Source organism: Psychrobacter sp. Sarcosine-3u-12 (assembly GCF_002836005.1).
GTDB lineage: Bacteria > Pseudomonadota > Gammaproteobacteria > Pseudomonadales > Moraxellaceae > Psychrobacter > Psychrobacter okhotskensis.
Genome location: NZ_PJBY01000098.1, coordinates 1 through 21,364, shown reverse-complemented (window position 1 = coordinate 21,364; position 21,364 = coordinate 1). Strand labels below are relative to the sequence as shown.

Genomic DNA, 21,364 nt, shown 5'->3' with positions numbered 1-21,364 from the left:
TATTGATTAAGAATTTTCTCAATACAAATTATTAAAATACAGACTCAAACGCGCCCAACTCTACTTGAATAGATTTGGTCTGTGTGTAGTGCTCAAGGGCTTCAATGCCATTCTCACGGCCAATACCCGAATGCTTATAGCCGCCAACTGGCATTTGTGCAGGTGATTCACCCCAGGTATTTAACCAGCAAATACCGGCTTCAATCTGACCGATCACTCGATGCGCGCGGGTCAAATCAGCGGTCACGACCCCTGCTGCCAAGCCATACTCGGTATCATTGGCACGGCGAATGACTTCTTCTTCGGTCTCATAAGTCAATATCGACATCACTGGGCCAAAGATTTCCTCACGCACGATAGCCATGTCATCGCTACAATCCGTAAACACAGTCGGTGCGACAAACGCGCCATTAGCAAGTTCACCTGCCGTGATACGTTCGCCGCCAGTTAATAGACGCGCGCCACCCTTTTTACCTTGCTCGATATAGCCAAGTACTCTTTCCATATGCGTAAAGCTGACCATTGGACCCATATTGATGTTCTCATCCATTGGATCGCCAAGCTTAATACGCTCAACACGCGTTAAGATAGCCTCTTCAAACTTGGCTTGTAGCGCTTTAGGGATAAACACACGCGTGCCATTGGTACAGACCTGACCACTGCTATAGAAGTTCGCCATCATCGCAATGTCAGCAGCGGTATCGATATCGGCATCTTCAAATATGATTAATGGCGACTTACCACCAAGCTCTAAGGTCACGTCTTTAAGAGACGATGATGCTGCACTCGACATGACTTTTTTACCAGTCGGCACACCGCCAGTAAACGATACTTTGGCGATATCAGGATGCTGAGTTAATGCTTCACCAACTTCGTAGTTACCCTGCACGACGTTAAAGACGCCATCTGGTAAGCCCGCTTCGGTAAATATTTCCGCCAGTTTTAAGGCGGTTAATGGCGTGACTTCTGATGGTTTAAAAATCATCGCATTACCAGCAGCCAATGCAGGACCCGCCTTCCACATAGCGATTTGGATAGGATAATTCCATGCGCCGATACCGGAGACTACGCCGAGCGGCTCCTGACGAGTATAGACAAAGCTGCTATCACGCAGCGGAATTTGACGACCTTCAATCATTGGCGCCAGACCTGCATAATACTCAACGACATCGGCACCAGTGACGATATCGACATACTTGGTCTCAGAGTAAGCTTTACCCGTGTCTTTGGTCTCAAGTGACGCCAGCACATCGTTGCGTTCGCGTAGTATGGCTACTGCATTTAACAAAATACGACTACGCTCAACTGCCGTCATCGCTGCCCAGACTTTTTGACCTTTTTGCGCCGCGATTACGGCTTCGTTTATCTGCTCAGCAGTCGTTTGCTGAATGGTAGCTAGTACTTCACCCGTCGCCGGATTGATATCTTCAAAAGTAGTCAGCGTTTCATCAACAGCCAGATAACGCCCATTAATATAGGCGGTTTGTACTTGTTCTAAATCGATAATGTCTGTTAAGTTACTTAGATTTGGGTTCGGATTTGGGTTTGTCTTTGAATCTGTCATGAGTTCTCCTGTCGACGACTGGCAACAGCTTTATACAAAAGCTAATACCGAATAATTTCGTCATTGTTTAAGTTTTAAAAAATAAAATTTACGTGGTTCTTTCTTAAGGTTTCTTTAATGAGTTATTTGAGAGCGGCGTTTTAATCATCTTCAGGTTGCGTCATTTTTATCAAACGCGCACGTAATGATTTTTTGTCCGATATATTAATTCCTGAAAAATCAGAGAGCCAAATCCCATCAGCGACCAAACGCACCATACACAAGGTTTCAGTATTATCGGTTGCTTTATGCTTTTCCAATTGCTCGTTTGACCACTCGGCCCACAGCTGACGCAGCTCACTATCACCCAGCATCAACACATATAAAGTGGCTTGATTATCAAATTCTTCCTGCCCTTTTTCGCCTAAGCTAATCGTGGCATCGATATAAGCACGGGTGAAAGAACCATAACGCACAGGGTCTCTCGCCATAGCTTGATTCACTTCTGCCTCAAACTTGGCCATGGCGTCATGAAACACCTCAAGGATGAGCGCATTCTTAGTAGTAAAGTGATGCATCACACCACCTTTGGTCACCCCGACCGCATCAGCAACGGCTTGAAAAGTTACCTTTGACAGCCCCTGCTCCAACGTGATTCGTGCCGCCTGATCTAGTAGTGCACGGCGCACCACTTCTGGCTGTTTTTTACGTTTATAAGGGTTTTCTGTTTCCATCTTTATTTCCATGTTTGTTTTCACCTACCTGTCAGTGCACCACAGAGTTAGACAGTAAGTTCATTACAATGACACCGCCGACAATCATCGCAATGCCTACCACCGCTGCGGTATCGAGATTTTGCTTAAAAAACAGCAAGCCCACGAGAGAGGTCAAAACAATGCCCAATCCGCCCCACAGCGCATAAGCGATACCAAGCGGAATGGTTTTGAGAGTTTGGGTCAACAAGTAAAACGAGATAGCATAAAGCACGCCCATAATCAAGGTCGGCACCAAACGCGTAAACTGCTCTGACTTTACTAAAAATGTCGTGCCAATCACTTCACAAATGATAGCAATGGCTAGGTAACCGTAAGCAATAGTGGTGGGATTCATAGTTAAGATACCTGCTTCAAATCATGCATATCTTCTCGATTAAGCATAAGTTAGTCTGCATAAATAGTTTGAGTATGCATTAAAGAAACCATACGGTCGGTATTGTATAGAAATAATTTAGCAATGTGAAGGGCTGGTTTATGCTATTTTGTTTCATTGCATACAAATGATTGTCTTATTATTCAAAAGCATAGCCTATCTATTTAACCAAATATCGCTACAGAGCTTGATAACCAACGGTAATAAGTGATTGCACTAACCATAAGACAAAGTAACGGTTGGATGTGACTCATACTCATACTCATACTCTAAATATTTTTGATTCTATGATTATAGTTAAGTAACTGCAGGCTACTGATTATAAAGTTGGAGACTAAGTCGTCTTGTCTGTAAGCCGATATGCATTTTTGAGTGGATATGGATTCATGTTTAGAAAGCTAAAGTCTGAACCAAGAGCAACTTAATATAAGCATATTTACTGAAACAGCCCGATTTACATAGAATAGCGGTCGATTTTCGGTCAGCTAAAACAATATTTGTCATTAATGTCAAAATAAGGTTGACAGCCTATGGCGACTTGGCTAAAATGTGCCCCACATAACGCAAACAACGTAAGTAATCAACTCTTATAAAGTTTGCAGAATTACCGTTATGACAGCTTATTCTCCAATAGCTCAGTTGGTAGAGCAACGGACTGTTAATCCGTGTGTCCCTGGTTCGAGCCCAGGTTGGAGAGCCATATACTAAAAACCTTCATCATTATTTGATGAAGGTTTTTTTATGTTGCCCGTTTTATGGTAATAATATTAGCACTGCCGTGGTGTTCTTTTAGGCGTTTTTGTTGTATGGTAAGGATAGTTTGATTGAGTCAGTTTTCGTCTGAGTGCTTTACTCCTACTCACTAAAAGTAATGGTTTATTATGATACCTGTACGTATAAAAAATAAGTTTTCTGATCATCCGCAAAAAATCATGCGTCCGGTCAGTATTCGCTTGTCTGAAGAAATGATTGAGCTGTTAGAAGCGACCTCATCGGAGTTGGGATTTAAACGTATCCAAGGACTGATTCGTCTATATATTCGTCAAGGTCTAGACCGTGACCATCAAGATTATACCTTAGCGCATGACGAAGTATTTATCGAAAGCCTACGTAAGCGAGGTGTGAGCCAACGCATCATCGATGAAGCCATTGTGGTGACCCATAACAATAACATCACTCACCCATTGTCTGAGCTGCAAAACGACGACTAAGCGCGTGACTCTTAACCGTTAAAGTTTACTGATTTCAAAAAAAAGACTGAGTCTGCTTAATAGCGCTCAGTCTTTTTTTGGCTTTGATAAATCCCTATTTTTCTGTCTGTGAATTTGAATACAGTCATTAGCCATAATTCAACACAAAAGACAATTAAACGAGGTATATTAATAATAGTCATTATTCGTTGTTATTCATTATGGCCGACAAGGAGGTACACAATGAGTGGTTTACATCAGTATTTCAGCAAAGCCTTTTTATGCACTTGGCTATTAGCACTGCCTTTAACTTTGTCTTTAACATTGCCACTCGCTGGGTGCTCAGCGCCGCAAGCGGATCCCAGTAAAAAAACCATTCCGACCAACTCTGACCAATGGCAAAAGAAACTTGGAGCGACTTTTGAGGAGCTACCAAAGTCCGACCAACAACTTCTGAGCCGATATATGCTACGTATGAAGTTGAGCGGCGCTTATGAATCAGGTGCTATGCCGCGTATTACTATCAAGCAAGCGCTGATACAACAACGTGAATACGAGCGCTTACATCCCAATAATCCAACTGGTAAAAAAAGCCCTATTATTAAAAGTCAGCAAGCTGCATCAGCCAATGCACAGAACTATCCGGTTGCCCTACTACCTGTCAAAACCAGTGATAGCGACAGCTTAAACCAAGTAAAACTACAATTTATGCTCTCAAATCATGGCAAGGTTGCTATTCAAAGTTTCAAAGGCACATTGACCATGCAAGATGCAAAACTGGAAAAAGGTAAACGCTTCAACATACCGCTCACACAATTCGAGCCAGCTATAAAGCCTGAACAATCTGGCAAGATAGTTATCGAAAGTAGTATTGAGGACATCAACGTCATGCGCGCTATCAGAAACGCCCACGACGTGACGATAAATATTAGCGAAGGCATGCTAGTTTTAGAAGACGGACAACGAGTTGAATTTGATGAGTCATTAATGAAGTAAATGAACTCATTCTAGGACGGGACACATCTATAAAAAAAGCCCCAATCAATTACTGATTGGGGCTTTTTTCGAATTTGGCGGAGACGGAGAGATTCGAACTCTCGAAGGGCTATGAACCCTTGTCGGTTTTCAAGACCGGTGCATTCAACCGCTCTGCCACGTCTCCATTGGTGCATCATTATATAGATATCATCTCATAATGCAAGCGATTCATATTAAAAAAATGAAATTAATTTGCCGATGTTTTTAAATCAATGACTTACCGTTTGCTCGCAACTTTTTAATCAGCTTTTCAGCTTAACCTATTCACTTGAGGCCGTATTATTTACTCGAAGCTAAATGTAAGCACATATCAAGCAACCTGTTGGCATAGCCCCATTCGTTATCATACCACGCAAAAACTTTATACTGATTACCCACGTGCATAAGCTGTTGCCCGTCAATAATGAGCGACTCTGTTTGATGAATAAAATCACTTGAGACCAATGGCTCATCGGTATAGGCCATGATGTCAAGCAAATGACCCTTGCTCGCCGCTTTAAGCACGTCTCGAACTGCTTCTATACTGACATCAGGGATATCAAAGACAAAAGTGACATCAATTGCAGCCACATCAATGGTTGGCACTCTGATTGAGTGGCCGTTTATCTTGCCGACCATCGCCGGTAATACGCGCTCAGTGGCCGCGATACTGCTGGAAGTCGTAGGAATAATATTGTGGCCAGAGGCTCGCGCCCGCCTTGGGTCGCGATGCGCTTGATCGAGCACGGTCTGATCAGCGGTGACGGCATGAATCTCAGTCATCATCGCTGACTTAACGCCGAACACTTTATCAAGGGTAGCAATCAGCGGCACCAATGCCTGCGTGGTACAAGAAACGCTCGATATGATCGGCAGCTCGCGCGTGAGCTCATCGGTATTGACGCCCATGACGATACAAGCATCAACATCATCAAAGGGCGCTGCGCCGATGATGACTTGCTGAGCGCCCGCCTCAATATGCAGCTTCGCTTGCTCATAAGAGCGAAAGTGCCCTGTACACTCTAGCACTACATCCACGCCCAACTCCTGCCACGGTAGGTTTTTTGGATCGGGCTCTGAGAGCATCTTAATACAGTACGTTAAATTGTTCTTCGTCAGACACAGCTGAGTGTCGTTATTAATAATGGTGCTGCTATCATCTTTACTAGCATTGACGTCACTCATCACAAGATCAGCGCTAACACCCAATCTGGTTAGACGACCATGGGTACTATCGAATTTTAGCAAATGCAGCAGAATATCAGGCGGTGCCAAATCATTAATTGCCACCACATGAATGGCTCGGCCTAACACCTCAAAGCGCTCTATCAATGCACGCAGCACATTGCGCCCTATACGACCAAAACCATTGATAGCGACCCTCAGTGGCTGTGTGTGCTCGCCAGTGGCATGAAACGTCGCTGCTACTGCGTCAGACGTCAATTGATAAGTGGCGCTAGAAAAATTAGGCGTAACATCAGACATAAAAGGGTATCGCTATAAAGGAAGGTATATAAGTTAAGCGCTGCACATTCAATGCTCTAGAAAAACCAACATATTCATACGTATGATGATTAATTTTAATATATGACTTAATAAATAAATGGCTGAATCAATAAATTGTTTAATAACTTGAATATTGGCTAATTGCTCGCTATGGCGTGATAAAAATCAGAGCCAAACGAATGGTATTGTAATCGATGCTTTGCTTAAGATGGTCAAAGATTGGGCGCAGCTTAATGCTGCCATCATCATTAAAGTCGTTTGGATTGTTAGCGACTTTAATCGCCACATAAGCGTTGCCTACTGCTGTCATCACCTCATCATCTGGACGTAAATGATCACAGGCGAGGCTTGGGTCTTGCGACTTCAATTCACCAATATGACGCATAATGGTCGACTGTGACAGCTGACGCGCTTGCGATATTTCTGCAATTGACAAGCTCTCTTCTAACAACACCCTTGTTGCTAGTAAGGTGCTATCAGACTTATCAGAAACCTGGTTGCCCAGTTTTTGTTTTTTATCGAGCTGCGCCTGCTGTTGCTCGCGGCGTTTTTTCTGCAAATTGGCATACGCATCAATCACCGACTTGCTCAAGGTACCGCCTGACTTTAGAATGAATTTCTCGTGCGCCTGCGTCATGCTCTCCTCATCAAGCATCGCATAATTCGCATCAGCCTCATCAGACAATACCAAAAATCGTTTGTCTGCGCCGCGTGCGAGCGGATCAAGCTGCAAGCTCATGTCATTCATACCAAGCAGCTGTAAACCTGCTAATGACTTTAGCCGTGATAATGCCACATAACCTTGTCCTAGCTCAAAGGTGCGCGATAAATCAATCTCTGCCGCATCAAGGGTCATACCTTGTGATTTATGAATGGTAATCGCCCAAGCTAAGCATAATGGCACTTGCTCATAGCTTGCCAGCACATCACCGGTCTCATCTTCGATAATCCATTCTTCCGGCTCAGCGATAACCTCACGACCGGAATTCAGCCGAACCACGGGCATCTTTTGCGTCGTTGGTTTTTTAACTTTTGGTTTATCTTTGTCTTTGGTAGTCTTTTTACCTTTGCCTTTTATATTCTTATCAGTATCACTTTCAGCGTTTTCACTATCGTCTTCTATCAAATCATCATTATTGTCTTTATCATCATTAATTTTTACCGCGGCAAAGCCTATCAGCTCGCCCATAGTGCCGTTAGACACACCAAGCTCAGTGTTGTTTTTGATAAACATCACCTTGGCACCAACTTTGAGAATCAGCTCATCTTGAGTACGTACCGTCTTTTTGAGTGTCTCAACCAGCTTGCTATCACCAGTCGCCGTAGCTGCAAAACGCATCATCTCGCCATCTAACGCAGCTAGCTCTTTGTCATTGATTTTATTGACGTTGAGATTATGGGTATAAAGACGGGTACGTTTGATATCGACGTTTTGATCAAAGGTGGCCTCGAGCGCGGCAATCGCTTCAAAGGTCACTTCTTGCCTGCGAATTTGATTGAGAATATCATCCAAATCAAGACCGCCATTAGCCGCCTCACTGACTTGCCGATGCTGCTCAGACAGATAGCAAATATGAAACTTAGCATCGAGCCAAGCTTCAGACATAAAGGCAAATTTTTCACGGTTAGTTTCACCCTTGCTGCCAATCGGTGGCAGCTGGAAGAAGTCCCCAGCAACGACAACCTGAATACCACCAAACGCTTTATCATTTTTACGCACATGCTTAAGTACTTGGCTGACCAAATTGAGCTGCTTGGCATGCAACATCGATATCTCGTCGATAATTAGGACAGCAGTATCTTTTAGTCTATCCGCTAAGAACTGTTTGCGCGATAAATTGGTTAAATCACGATCAGTGAGCTCATCCTTAATGCCGATGCCCGACCAACTATGAATGGTCGTGCCATTCATATGTGTGGCGGCAATCCCCGTACTCGCGGTCACAGCCACAGGGACACGGCGCGCGCGCAAATAGTCAATATATTGATTGAGAGTATAAGTCTTACCTGAACCTGCTGAGCCCGTCAAAAATACATTTTGACCCGTTTTTAAGATATCAAGAGCAGAAGATTGACGCATATATCCAAACCAATTTAGTTAATAGTAATAAGAAAAGAGCTTAAGAACAGGTTATGAGGGACAAGCTATCCACAATTATAACAGCTACGCCAGTTTTGCGAACCACTTTAACCCGTCAAGCTTACATAACCTAAAGTTATATGATACGAAGTATATCATTATAAAAAGTCATTATCGCTCAAAGCCAAAGCTCAGTACGATAGAGTCATAACTTGGTCAGGAAGGCCAGGTATGTTTATCCATATAACCATAGTACACAACAAGGAATCGTTCATGTTATACGCCTATCCCAATACTGAAAAAAGCCCCGTTCAATTCCGCAAAAAATATGACAACTTTATCAATGGTGAGTGGGTCGCGCCAGTCGATGGTGAATACTTTGATAACTCAAGCCCAATCGATGGTAAAGTTTTTTGTCAGGTCGCACGCTCAAAAGAGGCTGATATTGAAAAAGCCCTTGATGCCGCTCATGCTGCCAAAGACGCATGGGGCAAAACCAGTGTCACTGAACGCGCTAATCTATTGTTAAAAATCGCTGATAAGATGGAAGCCAATTTAGAGGCTATCGCTATTGCTGAATGCTATGAAAACGGTAAGCCCGTACGCGAAACCTTGGCTGCCGACATTCCACTAGCTGTCGATCACTTTCGCTATTTTGCCAGTGCCATTCGCGCCCAAGAAGGTGGTATCAGCCAAATCGATGAAGACACCGTCGCCTATCACTTCCATGAGCCACTTGGCGTCGTCGGTCAAATCATTCCTTGGAACTTTCCTATCCTAATGGCAGTTTGGAAACTTGCCCCTGCCCTTGCTGCTGGTAACTGCGTTGTACTCAAACCTGCTGAGCAAACGCCAGCTTCTATTTTATTCATGCTAGAAACCATCGGTATCGCTGATATATTACCAAAAGGCGTACTTAACGTCGTCAATGGTTTCGGTGTTGAAGCTGGTAAGCCTCTAGCATCTAACCCACGTATTAATAAAGTGGCTTTCACTGGCGAGACCACCACTGGTCGTCTCATCATGCAGTACGCTAGTGAAAACATCATTCCAGTAACGCTAGAGCTTGGTGGTAAGAGTCCAAATATTTTCTTTGCCGATATCATGGATGAAGACGATGATTTCTTGGACAAAGCAGTTGAAGGTCTAGTGATGTTTGCACTAAACCAAGGCGAAGTTTGTACTTGCCCATCGCGTGCTCTGGTTCATGAAAGCATTTATGATGAGTTTATTAAACGCTGTATCGCCCGTGTCGAAGCGATCAAAATGGGCAACCCACTAGATACCGATACCATGATTGGTGCGCAAGCCAGCTCAGATCAGTTAGAGAAAATCCTCTCTTATCTTGATATTGGTAAAAAAGAAGGCGCCAAAGTATTGGTTGGCGGCGAACGAGCCAAACATGAGGGAGATTTGGGAGATGGCTACTATGTGCAGCCGACTATCTTTGAGGGTACCAATGACATGCGCGTGTTCCAAGAAGAAATCTTTGGACCTGTACTCGCCGTCACAACCTTTAAAGACGACGAAGAAGCCATGAGCATTGCCAATGATACATTATATGGTCTAGGCGCTGGCATCTGGACACGTAGTGTACATAAGGCCTATCGTTTCGGACGTGGCATCCAAGCTGGTCGCGTATGGACCAACTGCTATCATGTCTATCCTTCGCATTCAGCGTTTGGTGGCTACAAGCAGTCTGGTATCGGTCGCGAAAACCATCTGATGATGCTCGATCACTATCAGCAAACCAAAAACATGCTGGTGTCTTATAGTCCTAAAAAAATGGGCTTCTTTTAAATCTATCTCTCAAGGCACTTTATGGCAAAACTGTAAAGTGCGACCTTGATGCTTGTTGAGCATCTTAATACAAAGAACGATGACAAGGAGTTGTAACGTGAGTAATAAAATGAAAGCGGCTGTTTTGCACGAGTTTGGACAACCTTTGCAAATTGAAGAAGTAGACATTCCGACCCCAGGTGCCGGTCAAATCGTGGTAAAAATGCAAGCATCAGGTGTCTGTCATACTGACCTGCACGCTGTCGAAGGTGATTGGCCTGTAAAACCAAGTCCACCATTTATCCCAGGACACGAAGGCGTAGGTTTGATAACTGCTGTGGGTGACAACGTTCATCATGTCAAAGAGGGTGATAGAGTTGGTGTGCCTTGGCTTTACTCTGCTTGTGGTCACTGTACCCATTGTTTGGGTGGCTGGGAGACCTTGTGCCTAAGTCAAGAGAACTCTGGCTACTCAGTAAATGGCAGTTTTGCAGAATATGTCCTAGCAGATGCAAACTATGTTGGTATTATCCCTGAGAGCGTTGACTCTGTTGAGATTGCACCAGTTTTATGCGCAGGTGTTACCGTGTATAAAGGTCTAAAAATGACCGACACCAAGCCGGGTGATTGGGTCGTTATTTCAGGTATCGGTGGACTTGGTCACATGGCAGTACAGTATGCTATTGCCATGGGCTTGAATGTTGCTGCTGTCGATATTGACGATGAAAAACTTGAATTTGCCAAAAAACTGGGGGCGACCGTCACCGTTAATGCCAAAAACACCGACCCTGCCGAATATCTACAAACAGAAATCGGTGGTGCTCATGGTGCGCTCGTAACAGCGGTATCGTCTAAAGCATTTGATCAAGCCCTAGGTATGTTACGACGCGGTGGTACGTTGGTCTGTAATGGTCTGCCAACGGGTGACTTCCCTGTTTCTATCTTTGACACTGTTCTAAACGGTATTACCATTCGTGGCTCAATCGTTGGTACCCGTCTAGACTTGCAAGAGTCGTTAGATATGGCGGCGGAAGGTAAAGTAAAAGCAACTGTTGCCGCTGAGCCGCTTGATAATATCAATGACATTTTTGACCGTATGCGCGATGGTAAAATTGAAGGTCGCATCGTCATTGACTACTCTATGTAGACAGGTCAATTAATCGAGACATTTTCACTTTTTAGAAACTGTCTCGATAATTATGACGTTTGGTCACAAATAAAAGGTCGTATCGTTTTCAGCCACATGCTATTAATGATGTGAGTGAAAATGATGCGGCCTTTTATACTCTTACTTAGCTTATATCCGTAAGCAGCATGATAGTAATTCAGCGATAATTTTGAAGATAAGGAGCATGACATGAAACTTGAAGCGACAGAGTCCTGCGTTGCGTTAATTGAACTATTAAAGTCTAAGCATGGTGATTTGATGTTTCATCAATCGGGTGGCTGCTGCGATGGTAGCTCACCTATGTGCTATCCGTTAGGTGAATTCAAAGTTGGTGGGCAAGATGTACTCGTGGGTGAGCTCGCAGGCTGCCCCTTTTATATGGGTAAAGCTCAGTACAAACTTTGGCAACATACCAATCTCACGATTGATGTGGTTAACGGACGCGGGGCCAGTTTTTCGCTTGAGATACCTGAAGGTAAGCGCTTTATCGTACGCTCAGAAGTATGCGCGGTATAAGTTTTATAGCTGACGCTTCTCATGATTGACACTTGATTGACAAGACAGTGCCAGATTAAGACTTTACGAAGTCTTATTCACAAAAAAATACGCTCTGGTCATTTTTATTTATTTAATTCAGTACAATAATGGCTATGGTAAAGTGTAACCAATTTTATTTGGCATGGATGCTATAAGGAATATAAAATGGAATTTGACGCAACCTTTGATTACGTCATCGTCGGTGGCGGCTCTGCAGGCTGTGTGCTTGCCAGCCGGCTGACAGAAAATCCAGACATCAGTGTCTGTTTATTAGAATATGGGGGTGAAGGCAAGGACCTCGCAGTTCGTGTGCCTGCTGGGCTGATTTTGATGGTGCCAGGTAAACCGCTGAAATTGAACAATTGGTGTTTTCATACCACCCCGCAAACGCATCTGAATAACCGTCGCGGCTTCCAACCACGTGGTCAATGCTTGGGTGGCTCCTCTGCTATTAATGCCATGATTTATACCCGTGGTAGTGCTTTAGACTATGAACGCTGGGTTGAGCAAGGCTGCGAAGGCTGGGGATTTAACGATGTGTTGCCCTACTTTATTAAAGCAGAAAACAATATCCATGGCGCTGATAACCTACATGGTGATAGCGGCCCTTTACATGTCAGTGACTTACTAAGTCCACGCGATATCTCAAAAGCATTTGTAGACGCTGCGATTGCCAATGGTTTAGATGATAACCAAGATTTTAATGGCAAAAAACAAGATGGTGCTGGGCTATATCAAGTCACTCATTTTCATGGGGAAAAACAAGGTCAACGCTGCTCTGCGGCGGCCGCCTATCTACATTCAGTTCAAAGCCGACCAAATCTGACCGTTATTACCCATGCGCAAGCCAACCGTGTCATTTTTGAGGAAAAGCAAGCTGTTGGAGTCGCTTATGAAAAAGACGGTGTTGAACATACGGTGATGGCGCATCATGAAGTCATCTTATCAGGTGGCGCTTTTGGATCACCAAAAGTTCTGATGTTATCGGGCATAGGCCCATCTGAACATTTGCAGTCACATGGCATTGATGTGTTAGTAGATGCGCCTGACGTTGGCGGTAACTTGCAAGATCATCTAGACGTGGTCTTTGACTATGAGGTTAATACCACCGATGTCATCGGTATTGGCATGGCAACCATTTCAACCTTAACCAAAAGCATTCGACAATGGAGAAAAGATGGCACGGGCCTCTTTTCTACCAACTACGCTGAAGCGGGCGCGTTTTTTAGTGTCGGTGATGACCCAAAAGAATGGCCTAATACCCAACTGCATTTTGTCATATCGCGCGTGATTGAGCACGGTCGTGATCTTAGACGCGGCTTTGCCGTCTCTTGTCATAGCTGCTATCTACGCCCTGAAAGCCGCGGCACCGTTAGGCTTGATTCTGCTGACCCATCAGCTGCGGTATTGATTGATCCAAACTATCTCTCGCATCCCAAAGATGTAGAGTATATGGTGGCCGGTGCTGAGCGTACGCGCGCCATCATGCAAGAATCGCCCATCGCCAAATATATCACCGAAGACTACCCTGCTCCTTATATTGAAAAAGACGGTATGCTCGGCTATATCCGCAATAAGTCAGATACCATCTACCATCCTGTCGGTACTTGTCGTATGGGTTCAGACGACAAATCAGTGGTCGACTTAGAATTAAAAGTACGCGGCGTCAGCGGATTACGGGTTATTGATGCGTCCGTAATGCCGACTTTGATTAGCGCCAATACCAATGCACCAACGATTATGATTGCTGAAAAATTGGCCGACCTTATTAAAGCCAACCATCATCATATTGAGCTAGCCGCGTCATAAAATACGTTAGGATGGGGTGGAATGGGATAAGCAGCTTATTGTGGCTGCTTTTCTTTAACAAGCTTATCTATTCAAAACTTTATATTCAATAAAATGAGAATAAGCTGATGGTATAAAAATGTGGCTCATATTTTTTCGTTGCTATCTTTAGAACTTATTTAGGCAATTTTATATTAGTAGTCTATGTTCTGGTTTTTAGAATACTGAAAAAAATCGACAAGCGACGTTAGTTTACTGAATTCAGTAACGACTAATAAATTCGGCAATAAAGATATTAAAACGAAACGTTTTCTATCAAAATTAGTTTATAGATGCCTTGCATTAGCAGTGTTTAACAGAGTATATTTAAACGACTTATTTATATCAGTATTTTTTGCAAACCTGACTGACGGTTTATAGAACCTGACGCATTTTTTATTTGCTTATCAACAATACGATATAAACAATTGCTTTAAAGGGAATTAAAAGGACGTCAAGCATATTTATGGTTCACAAACGAACTTATAAAGATGCTTGGCAACTAATTATAATTACATAGGATGTAATAATGCAAAAATCACTCTTCAAATTGACCTTATTGGCGACGGTTATCTTAGGTATCAGCGCCTGTAGCGGCGACAACAAAACTACAGATGACTCTGCTGCCAGCTCAGACGCTAAAGCCGCGAAAACCCTACTTTATTGTTCAGAAGGCAGCCCTGCTGGCTTTGATCCCGCACAGTACACCGCAGGTACTGATTTTGATGCGAGCGCCTATCCTATCTATAATGGCTTGGTGGAATTCAAAAGAGATGGCACTGAGATTCAGCCAGCCTTAGCCGAAAGCTAGGATATTAGTGAAGATGGCAAGACTTATACCTTTAATCTGCGCAAAGGCGTCAAATTCGGTAAAACCGATTACTTTACCCCAACCCGCGATTTTAACGCGGACGACGTGGTCTTTACGCTAGAACGTATCACCAATCCTGATTTTGAATTTAATAAAGCCTATCCTGCTGAGTTCCCGTATTCTGTCGGCATGGGGCTGCCTGATCTGATCTCTACTATCGAAAAGGTCGATGACAATACCGTGAAAATCACTCTCAGCGAGACCAACGCGCCGTTTTTACAAAACCTAGCGATGGCCTTTGCTTACATCGATTCTGCTGAATATGCAGACAAGTTAATGGCTGCTGGTAATGCGGCTGACATTAATACCAAACCTGTTGGTACCGGACCTTTCGTCTTTACTTCCTATCAAAAAGATGCGCAAATTCGTTATACCAAAAATCCAGATTATTGGAACAAAGACGATATTCATATCGACAATCTAGTGTTTGTCATCACCAAAGACTCGGCGGTTCGCGCGCAAAAAGTGCAAGCTGGCGAATGTCATGTGTCCGCTTATCCAAAACCTGCCGAGATTGACTCTGTTAAAAAATCCGGTAAGGCCACCGTCCTTGATCAACCCGGCTTTAACGTCGGTTATGTCGGCTACAACGTTGAAAAACCAAAGCTTAGCGACCTTAAAGTTCGTCAAGCATTAGATATGGCCATCAACAAAGACGCTATTATTAACGCCGTTTATCAAAGCGAAGGGCTTAAAGCCACCAACCCTATGCCACCAACACAATGGGGTTATGATAAATCGATCAAAGACGCGCCTTATGACGTCGAAAAAGCCAAGTCCCTTATGAAAGAAGCAGGTGCAGATAAGCTTGCCATCAATCTCTGGTATATGCCCGTTCAGCGCCCTTACAATCCAAATGCCAAACTCATGGCGGAAATGCTACAAGCAGATTGGGCGAAGATTGGTGTTAATGCCAAGCTGGTCACTTACGAGTGGGGCGAGTATCTAAATCGCGCCGCTAAAGGCGAGCACGATGTTATTTTAGCAGGCTGGACAGGTGATAATGGTGACCCTGATAACTGGCTTGGTACATTGTTATCTTGTGATGCGGTCGGTGGCAATAACTACTCGCGCTGGTGTAATAAAGACTTTGACACTTTGGTGACTAATGCCCGTCAGATTACCAATCAAGATGATCGCGTCAATGACTATGTAAAAGCTCAGCAGATATTTAAAGAGCAACTGCCATGGACGACGATGGCGCATTCGGTGGTAACGGTATTCACCGCACCAAACGTCGTCGATTATAAAATTAGTCCACTTGGCTCAATACGCTTCGATGGTGTAAAAGTTGAATAATCTTAACTGATGAAGTCCGGTATGACATACACGATTGTTTAATTGGTATTCGGCTGGGTCAGATACTCTGCTCCAGCCTTATTTATATAAATTAAGCACTCTGTTAAGCAACCGCTTTGTTAAGCATGCTGTCACCAACACTCTCATCATTATCAACATTCTAGTCATCAACTTAGAGTTATTAAACCATAACTATTGAACCACAACTATTGAGCAGCCCATGCTACTTTATATTTTGCGTCGCATTGCCATTCTCATTCCTGTCTATCTTGGCTTAACGCTATCGACATTTACCCTGATTCGGCTCGTCCCCGGAGACGCCGTCGAGATTATGATGGGTGAGCGTATGGTCGATCCAGAGCTCCATGCTCGTGCCTTAGAAAGACTAGGATTAGACAAACCCCTCATCGTTCAATATTGGGATTATTTAACCGGTATCTTGACCGGTGATTTTGGTCAGTCCTTTCGTACCCGTACTCCAGTATTACAAGACTTCTTTGCCCATTTTGTGCCAACCTTAGAGCTGGCGGTATGCGCCATTGTTATTGCCAGTGTCATTGGGGTCAGCTTAGGTATCTTTGCCGCGCTGCGCCGTGGCACGTGGATTGATTACACTCTGATGTCAGGTGCGCTGGCAGGATACTCAATGCCCATCTATTTATTAGGACCTATCCTAACCGGTATATTCGCCCACTATCTAGGCCTATTACCCGTCGCCGGTGTCATATCTGTCGCGCAGTTTTTGGACGTCAAACCTTTATATGGTTCATGGCTATTGGGTTCCTTGACTTCAGGTGAACCGGGCGCATTTTGGGACGTGGTAAAACATTTTATCTTACCGTCTATTGCCTTATCGACCATACCACTCGCGATGATTGCACGCATGACGCGCTCGGCGATGCTAGAGGTACTAGATGAAGATTATGTACGTACCGCACGCGCTAAAGGCTTATCGCCGCGCCGCGTGATATTGGTACACGTGATGCGCAATGCCTTGATTACTGTGGTGACGGTAATTGGCTTACAGATGGCAACCTTGCTCGCTGGCGCTATTATCACTGAGACTATTTTTAGTTGGCCGGGTGTTGGTAATTGGCTTACAGATGGCTTCTTTACCCGTGATTATCCTATTGTGCAAAACGGTATCTTATTGGTCGCCACCGCCTTGATTTTGGTTAGCTTATTTATTGATATTTTGTATGGTCTGATCAATCCGCGCATCAGACATACTTCTTAATTTAACATTGATAAATACTCATATTATAAATAGTGGCTATTGGTGTTTGCATGGTTTTGAGTGATTTTTTAGCAAATGCTTAATACTTATTAAGGCTAAAACTCTAAAACTTTAAATATTAGCAAAGCACTAGCCACTGTAGGAAATGCTCATGAAGCCTTCTGTTCTTCCCTCTGATCTTAAGCTGATGGCAGCGACACCGCCGTCGTCTTGGCAGTTATTTTTATCGACATTTTGCCGCAATAAAGGCGCGGTACTTGGTTTTATAGTACTGGCCTTGATGGTGATTATCGCCATACTTGCGCCCGCCCTTGCACCGCATGACCCTTATGAATTATTTACCGGTCAAGAGCAATTGCCGCCAGCGTTTTTAAGTGGCGGCGATACGATGTTTTGGCTTGGGACTGATGATGCCGGTCGAGATACCTTATCTCGGGTGATGTATGGCGCACGTTACTCGTTGTTTATCGGTCTAAGTGCGACGACCCTTGCTATGTTGGTCGGCGTCTCGCTAGGGCTTAGCGCCGCGTTTTGGCCAAAGGTTTGGGGCAAGGCGGTGATGCTAGTCAATGATATTTTGATGTCTTATCCAAGCTTACTATTGGCGATTATTATTGCGGCTATCTTAGGGCCGTCTATGACCAACACCATTATTACCATTGCCTTGGTTTGTACCCCACCTTTTATCCGTCTGACACGCGCTACCGCCATGGTAGAGCTACAACGTGAGTACTTTGTTGCCTCGCAAGTCATGGGGGCTGGCGTGCTGCGCTTATTATTTATAACTATTTTACCTAACTGTATGGCACCGCTTATCGTCCAAGCGACAATGATTTTTTCCTCTGCTATTTTAGAAGCAGGCGCAATTGGTTTCTTAGGCTTTGGCGTGCAACCACCAGATGCCGAATGGGGCGCAATGCTCGGTACAGCGCGGCAATATATTCAAAGTAATGTTTGGCTCGCTATTTGGCCGGGTGTCGCCATCTTCTTAGCTGCCTTGTCGATTAACCTGACGGGTGATGGCTTACGCGATGCGCTAGATCCCAAATTAAAGCAGGTGACCTAAGATGACTGATACCTTAGATAAAACAGCGCTTACCCATACTTCTATGAATGGCTCGTTAATAAAAGAAGCGCCACTGTTGTTAGATATTGAAAATCTTTCGGTCACTTTTGGTCAAGGCGCGCGTGCTTTTCGCGCCGTCGATGATGTATCATTAAAAATCACCCAAAGCGAAGTCATCGCCGTCGTCGGTGAATCAGGCTCGGGTAAGTCGGTCACTATGATGGCACTCATGGGACTTCTGCCGCCCTCTGCGACAGTTCGTGCCAAGCGGGTGATGTTTGATAATAAAGACATGCTGAGTATGTCAGCCAAAGAAAAGCGCGGCATCATTGGTAAAGATATTTCCATGATTTTTCAAAATGCCATGTCTTGTCTAAATCCGAGCTTTACCATTGAGATGCAACTGGGTGAAGTACTGCGTAAGCATCTTGGACTGCGCGGTGCAGCGGTACAGACGCGTATCTTAGAGCTGCTCGAACTGGTTGAGATGCCGGATGCCAAAAATCGACTTAAGGTTTATCCGCATCAATTATCGGGCGGTATGAGTCAGCGGGTCATGATTGCGATGGCGATTGCTTGCGAGCCAAAACTGCTTATCGCCGATGAGCCAACCACGGCTCTTGATGTCACGGTGCAAGCACAAATTATGGATTTGCTCGGGCGCTTACAACGCGAAAAGCAAATGGCAATGGTATTAATTACCCATGACTTGGGTTTGGTCGCGCAAAACTCACGCGATGTCGCCGTTATGTATGCCGGACAAGTGGTCGAAACCAGCACAGTGCCGGAGATTTTTCAACATCCTGCCCACCCTTATACCGAAGCTTTACTGCAAGCCATCCCTGAGCTGGCTATTGGGCAAGACAGGCTCAATAGTTTGCCGGGTGTGGTACCCAGCCAATATGATCGCCCAAGCGGTTGCTTATTGTCTCCCCGCTGTCCCTATAAAGAGCCCGCTTGTGAAGTACCGCCGCCCATTTTAGATACGCCCAATGGCAAAGTGCGCTGTATTCACTCTGAATTGCCTAATTTACCTACTCGCACCTCCACCCCTCACCCTGCTACTTTGGAGTCACAGCATGAGTCATAAAGTGGTCTTAAAAGCAGACAACCTACACAAGCATTACCCAGTATCACAAGGATTGGGCAAGCCTAAAGCTTATGTTAAAGCCCTAAATGGTGTCTCGTTTGAGCTTGAAGCGGGCAAGACGCTGGCGGTCGTTGGTGAGTCAGGCTGTGGTAAATCAACGCTTGCCCGCCAGTTGACCCTCATTGAAGAGCCCACTGACGGCGAGTTATTTATCAACGATGAAGCAACGACCGGTTATAGTAGAAAAGCATTAAAAGAGTTGCGTACCGAAATCCAGATGGTATTCCAAAACCCTTATGGCAGCCTAAACCCGCGTCATACGATTGGTTATCAATTGACTGAGCCTTTAGATATTCATACCAAGCTATCTAAAGAAGAAAAGCGCGACAAAATAAACGAGATGATGAGGCATGTCGGTCTACGTCCCGAACATGCGGGCCGTTATCCACATATGTTTTCAGGTGGACAACGCCAACGTATCGCCCTCGCCCGCGCGATGATGCTTAATCCTAAAATTGTCGTCGCTGATGAGCCAACCTCAGCGCTCGATGTGTCGATTCAAGCACAAGTATTGAATCTATTTATGGATTTGCAAGACGAATATCATACTGCGTACGTTTTTATCTCGCACAACTTATCAGTAGTACGCCATGTCGCCGATGATGTGATGGTGATGTACTTAGGTCAGGCCGTCGAACACGGGCCTAAGGAAGCGATTTATAATGCCCCAAAGCACCCTTATACCATTGCTTTATTGGCCGCAGCACCAACTGTGAGTGGTCATAAAAATGATTTAACCCTACATGGTGAGCTGCCAAGTCCGCTTAATCCGCCAAGTGGCTGCGCCCTGCACAAGCGCTGTCCTTATGCCAAACCACAATGCAGTGAAATAGAGCCGCAACTGCGCGAATGGGACGGTCGATTGGTCGCTTGTTTACGATTGGAGGAGATTTATGGGTGAAGTAGCTATGGGTTGATCACATCTAATTAACGTTCACCACACCGCGACATTTAGGAAACTGACTACAACCATAAAATACTTGCCCTTCGCGCGCGCCTTTTTTTGCCACCCGTTCAATCATTTCACTATGACATCTTGGGCAAGCGGGAATGTTATCGGACATATCAGAAAAAACTAGGGCGTCGTCGACTTGCTCGATAATAGAAGACTCCTTAGTAGAAGACTCCTTGATTTTAGGCTCTGATTCCAAAACCTCAAATGGGGTAATAAAGACAGAGTCATCATTTTTCATTTGAAAGCTAGGCTGCACATTGCTAGAGGGAACAATCGATGTCTGACCTTGTTCAACTTCCGTTTGACCAGACCATCGAAGTACTTCTCTGCTTTTAACAGCAGTTTTTATTTCTGGTGCAGCTTTAGCTTTAGCAACTAATTTACTTTTTGGCTTATCGGTTGGCTGCTTATTTGAGTTGCCATGCTTGTTTTTTAGATAGGCTTTATGCTGACTGTTAGTTTTCCAAGATTTGCTAAATCTATTACTTTCAATTTGCTCAACTATAGATTTGACTTCTTCATCGGTTAATAATTTATCCTGCTTTTTCTTAACATAAGACGCCATCCCATTAGTCAAGACATGCTCTGGCAGCTCATCACGAGTCTTAAGCTCACATTCACCGATAAAAGCAATCATCGAGTGAAAATAGCTCATCTCTAATTCTAATAAATCAGCTAGCGTTTTAATATGTAGATAATTCTGCCGTAGTGGATTCTGAAACTTATATTTGCGTCCATTTGGGAAGGCTTGTGTCCACTGTCTTTGCTTCTCATTACCGAATATCCAGCCTTTATAGTTTTTGGTTTCGATGACAAAGATGCCGTATACAGAGACGATAATATGATCGATTTGTGTGCTACCACCTTTGTCTCTTGGCAAGGTAATACCGTTTAATCGGTGATAGACGTTTTTGTCTAGTTTTAACCACATGGCAACGTTGATGACAGTTTCACCTAAGAAACCTTTGAAGCTGGATTTTAGGGACATCT

18 protein-coding genes and 2 tRNA genes are annotated in these 21,364 nt (G+C 44.3%); 13 read left to right on the top strand and 7 right to left on the bottom strand.

Annotated elements, in window-relative coordinates:
- Nucleotides 1-31: 31 nt before the first annotated feature.
- From betB to CXF65_RS07550, 3 genes are all read right to left on the bottom strand, one after another.
- Nucleotides 32-1,564 carry a betaine-aldehyde dehydrogenase gene (gene betB / locus CXF65_RS07560; protein WP_101211603.1) on the bottom strand — a complete coding sequence of 511 codons (1,533 nt, stop codon included), beginning with the start codon at nucleotides 1,562-1,564 and terminating at the stop codon, nucleotides 32-34.
- A 140-nt stretch (nucleotides 1,565-1,704) separates the two neighbouring features.
- Nucleotides 1,705-2,289, bottom strand: a complete 585-nt coding sequence (locus CXF65_RS07555; protein WP_264754732.1) for a TetR/AcrR family transcriptional regulator — start codon at nucleotides 2,287-2,289, stop codon at nucleotides 1,705-1,707.
- A 19-nt stretch (nucleotides 2,290-2,308) separates the two neighbouring features.
- Nucleotides 2,309-2,653: a DMT family transporter gene (locus tag CXF65_RS07550; RefSeq protein WP_101211601.1), complete on the bottom strand. Its 345-nt coding sequence runs from the start codon at nucleotides 2,651-2,653 to the stop codon at nucleotides 2,309-2,311.
- Nucleotides 2,654-3,316: 663 nt separating this feature from the next.
- Here CXF65_RS07550 and CXF65_RS07545 point away from each other — a divergent pair.
- From CXF65_RS07545 to CXF65_RS07535, 3 genes are all read left to right on the top strand, one after another.
- Nucleotides 3,317-3,392, top strand: a tRNA-Asn gene (locus CXF65_RS07545).
- Between the two features lie 181 nt (nucleotides 3,393-3,573).
- Nucleotides 3,574-3,903: a CopG family transcriptional regulator gene (locus CXF65_RS07540; protein ID WP_101211600.1), complete on the top strand. Its 330-nt coding sequence runs from the start codon at nucleotides 3,574-3,576 to the stop codon at nucleotides 3,901-3,903.
- A 222-nt stretch (nucleotides 3,904-4,125) separates the two neighbouring features.
- A complete protein-coding gene (locus CXF65_RS07535; RefSeq protein WP_227523223.1) occupies nucleotides 4,126-4,878 on the top strand; it encodes a hypothetical protein in 753 nt (250 codons plus the stop codon).
- A 75-nt stretch (nucleotides 4,879-4,953) separates the two neighbouring features.
- Here CXF65_RS07535 and CXF65_RS07530 read toward each other — a convergent pair.
- From CXF65_RS07530 to CXF65_RS07520, 3 genes are all read right to left on the bottom strand, one after another.
- A tRNA-Ser gene (locus CXF65_RS07530) sits at nucleotides 4,954-5,044 on the bottom strand.
- A gap of 155 nt (nucleotides 5,045-5,199) precedes the next feature.
- Complete coding sequence (locus CXF65_RS07525) at nucleotides 5,200-6,384, bottom strand: type I glyceraldehyde-3-phosphate dehydrogenase (protein WP_101211599.1); 1,185 nt, start codon at nucleotides 6,382-6,384, stop codon at nucleotides 5,200-5,202.
- Between the two features lie 169 nt (nucleotides 6,385-6,553).
- Nucleotides 6,554-8,485 carry an AAA family ATPase gene (locus CXF65_RS07520; RefSeq protein ID WP_101211598.1) on the bottom strand — a complete coding sequence of 644 codons (1,932 nt, stop codon included), beginning with the start codon at nucleotides 8,483-8,485 and terminating at the stop codon, nucleotides 6,554-6,556.
- Between the two features lie 273 nt (nucleotides 8,486-8,758).
- On the opposite strand from CXF65_RS07520, the gene CXF65_RS07515 reads away from it, so the two are divergent.
- The 10 genes from CXF65_RS07515 (at nucleotide 8,759) to CXF65_RS07475 (ending at nucleotide 20,320) form a co-directional block, all read left to right on the top strand.
- Nucleotides 8,759-10,285 carry an aldehyde dehydrogenase family protein gene (locus CXF65_RS07515; protein ID WP_101211597.1) on the top strand — a complete coding sequence of 509 codons (1,527 nt, stop codon included), beginning with the start codon at nucleotides 8,759-8,761 and terminating at the stop codon, nucleotides 10,283-10,285.
- A gap of 97 nt (nucleotides 10,286-10,382) precedes the next feature.
- On the top strand, nucleotides 10,383-11,411 hold the full coding sequence (adhP, locus tag CXF65_RS07510) for an alcohol dehydrogenase AdhP (RefSeq protein WP_227523222.1): 1,029 nt from the start codon (nucleotides 10,383-10,385) through the stop codon (nucleotides 11,409-11,411).
- A gap of 210 nt (nucleotides 11,412-11,621) precedes the next feature.
- Nucleotides 11,622-11,948 carry a DUF779 domain-containing protein gene (locus CXF65_RS07505; protein WP_101211596.1) on the top strand — a complete coding sequence of 109 codons (327 nt, stop codon included), beginning with the start codon at nucleotides 11,622-11,624 and terminating at the stop codon, nucleotides 11,946-11,948.
- A gap of 186 nt (nucleotides 11,949-12,134) precedes the next feature.
- The gene (locus tag CXF65_RS07500; protein ID WP_101211595.1) at nucleotides 12,135-13,778 is read left to right on the top strand and encodes a GMC family oxidoreductase; all 1,644 of its coding nucleotides are present in this window, start codon (nucleotides 12,135-12,137) and stop codon (nucleotides 13,776-13,778) included.
- A gap of 547 nt (nucleotides 13,779-14,325) precedes the next feature.
- Entirely contained in the window at nucleotides 14,326-14,607 is a 282-nt protein-coding gene (locus CXF65_RS15210; protein WP_240990810.1) for a hypothetical protein, read from the top strand.
- A 3-nt stretch (nucleotides 14,608-14,610) separates the two neighbouring features.
- Nucleotides 14,611-15,966 carry an ABC transporter substrate-binding protein gene (locus CXF65_RS07495; RefSeq protein ID WP_264673004.1) on the top strand — a complete coding sequence of 452 codons (1,356 nt, stop codon included), beginning with the start codon at nucleotides 14,611-14,613 and terminating at the stop codon, nucleotides 15,964-15,966.
- A 220-nt stretch (nucleotides 15,967-16,186) separates the two neighbouring features.
- A complete protein-coding gene (locus CXF65_RS07490) occupies nucleotides 16,187-17,203 on the top strand; it encodes an ABC transporter permease (RefSeq protein ID WP_025650614.1) in 1,017 nt (338 codons plus the stop codon).
- Nucleotides 17,204-17,354: 151 nt separating this feature from the next.
- The gene (locus CXF65_RS07485; protein ID WP_025650615.1) at nucleotides 17,355-18,269 is read left to right on the top strand and encodes an ABC transporter permease; all 915 of its coding nucleotides are present in this window, start codon (nucleotides 17,355-17,357) and stop codon (nucleotides 18,267-18,269) included.
- A gap of 1 nt (nucleotide 18,270) precedes the next feature.
- Nucleotides 18,271-19,359 (top strand): ABC transporter ATP-binding protein, encoded by a 1,089-nt coding sequence (locus CXF65_RS07480; RefSeq protein WP_264754731.1) that lies wholly within the window; start codon nucleotides 18,271-18,273, stop codon nucleotides 19,357-19,359.
- Nucleotides 19,349-20,320, top strand: coding sequence for a peptide ABC transporter ATP-binding protein (locus CXF65_RS07475; protein WP_025652678.1), 972 nt, complete (start codon nucleotides 19,349-19,351; stop codon nucleotides 20,318-20,320). Before CXF65_RS07480 ends, CXF65_RS07475 begins: the two co-directional genes overlap by 11 nt.
- A 22-nt stretch (nucleotides 20,321-20,342) precedes the next feature.
- Here the strand turns inward: CXF65_RS07475 and CXF65_RS07470 are convergent.
- A partial coding sequence (locus CXF65_RS07470; protein ID WP_101211594.1) for a nuclease-related domain-containing protein occupies nucleotides 20,343-21,364 on the bottom strand: 1,022 nt, incomplete at its 5' end.

Coding starts and splice junctions, on each gene's coding strand:
- CXF65_RS07550 (WP_101211601.1), bottom strand. CDS start 2,653: ATGAATCCCACCACTATTGCTTACGGTTACCTAGCCATTGCTATCATT.
- CXF65_RS07480 (WP_264754731.1), top strand. CDS start 18,271: ATGACTGATACCTTAGATAAAACAGCGCTTACCCATACTTCTATGAAT.
- CXF65_RS07555 (WP_264754732.1), bottom strand. CDS start 2,289: ATGGAAATAAAGATGGAAACAGAAAACCCTTATAAACGTAAAAAACAG.
- CXF65_RS07520 (WP_101211598.1), bottom strand. CDS start 8,485: ATGCGTCAATCTTCTGCTCTTGATATCTTAAAAACGGGTCAAAATGTA.
- betB (WP_101211603.1), bottom strand. CDS start 1,564: ATGACAGATTCAAAGACAAACCCAAATCCGAACCCAAATCTAAGTAAC.
- CXF65_RS07505 (WP_101211596.1), top strand. CDS start 11,622: ATGAAACTTGAAGCGACAGAGTCCTGCGTTGCGTTAATTGAACTATTA.
- CXF65_RS07475 (WP_025652678.1), top strand. CDS start 19,349: ATGAGTCATAAAGTGGTCTTAAAAGCAGACAACCTACACAAGCATTAC.
- CXF65_RS15210 (WP_240990810.1), top strand. CDS start 14,326: ATGCAAAAATCACTCTTCAAATTGACCTTATTGGCGACGGTTATCTTA.
- CXF65_RS07540 (WP_101211600.1), top strand. CDS start 3,574: ATGATACCTGTACGTATAAAAAATAAGTTTTCTGATCATCCGCAAAAA.
- CXF65_RS07500 (WP_101211595.1), top strand. CDS start 12,135: ATGGAATTTGACGCAACCTTTGATTACGTCATCGTCGGTGGCGGCTCT.
- CXF65_RS07515 (WP_101211597.1), top strand. CDS start 8,759: ATGTTATACGCCTATCCCAATACTGAAAAAAGCCCCGTTCAATTCCGC.
- CXF65_RS07490 (WP_025650614.1), top strand. CDS start 16,187: ATGCTACTTTATATTTTGCGTCGCATTGCCATTCTCATTCCTGTCTAT.
- CXF65_RS07525 (WP_101211599.1), bottom strand. CDS start 6,384: ATGTCTGATGTTACGCCTAATTTTTCTAGCGCCACTTATCAATTGACG.
- CXF65_RS07485 (WP_025650615.1), top strand. CDS start 17,355: ATGAAGCCTTCTGTTCTTCCCTCTGATCTTAAGCTGATGGCAGCGACA.
- CXF65_RS07535 (WP_227523223.1), top strand. CDS start 4,126: ATGAGTGGTTTACATCAGTATTTCAGCAAAGCCTTTTTATGCACTTGG.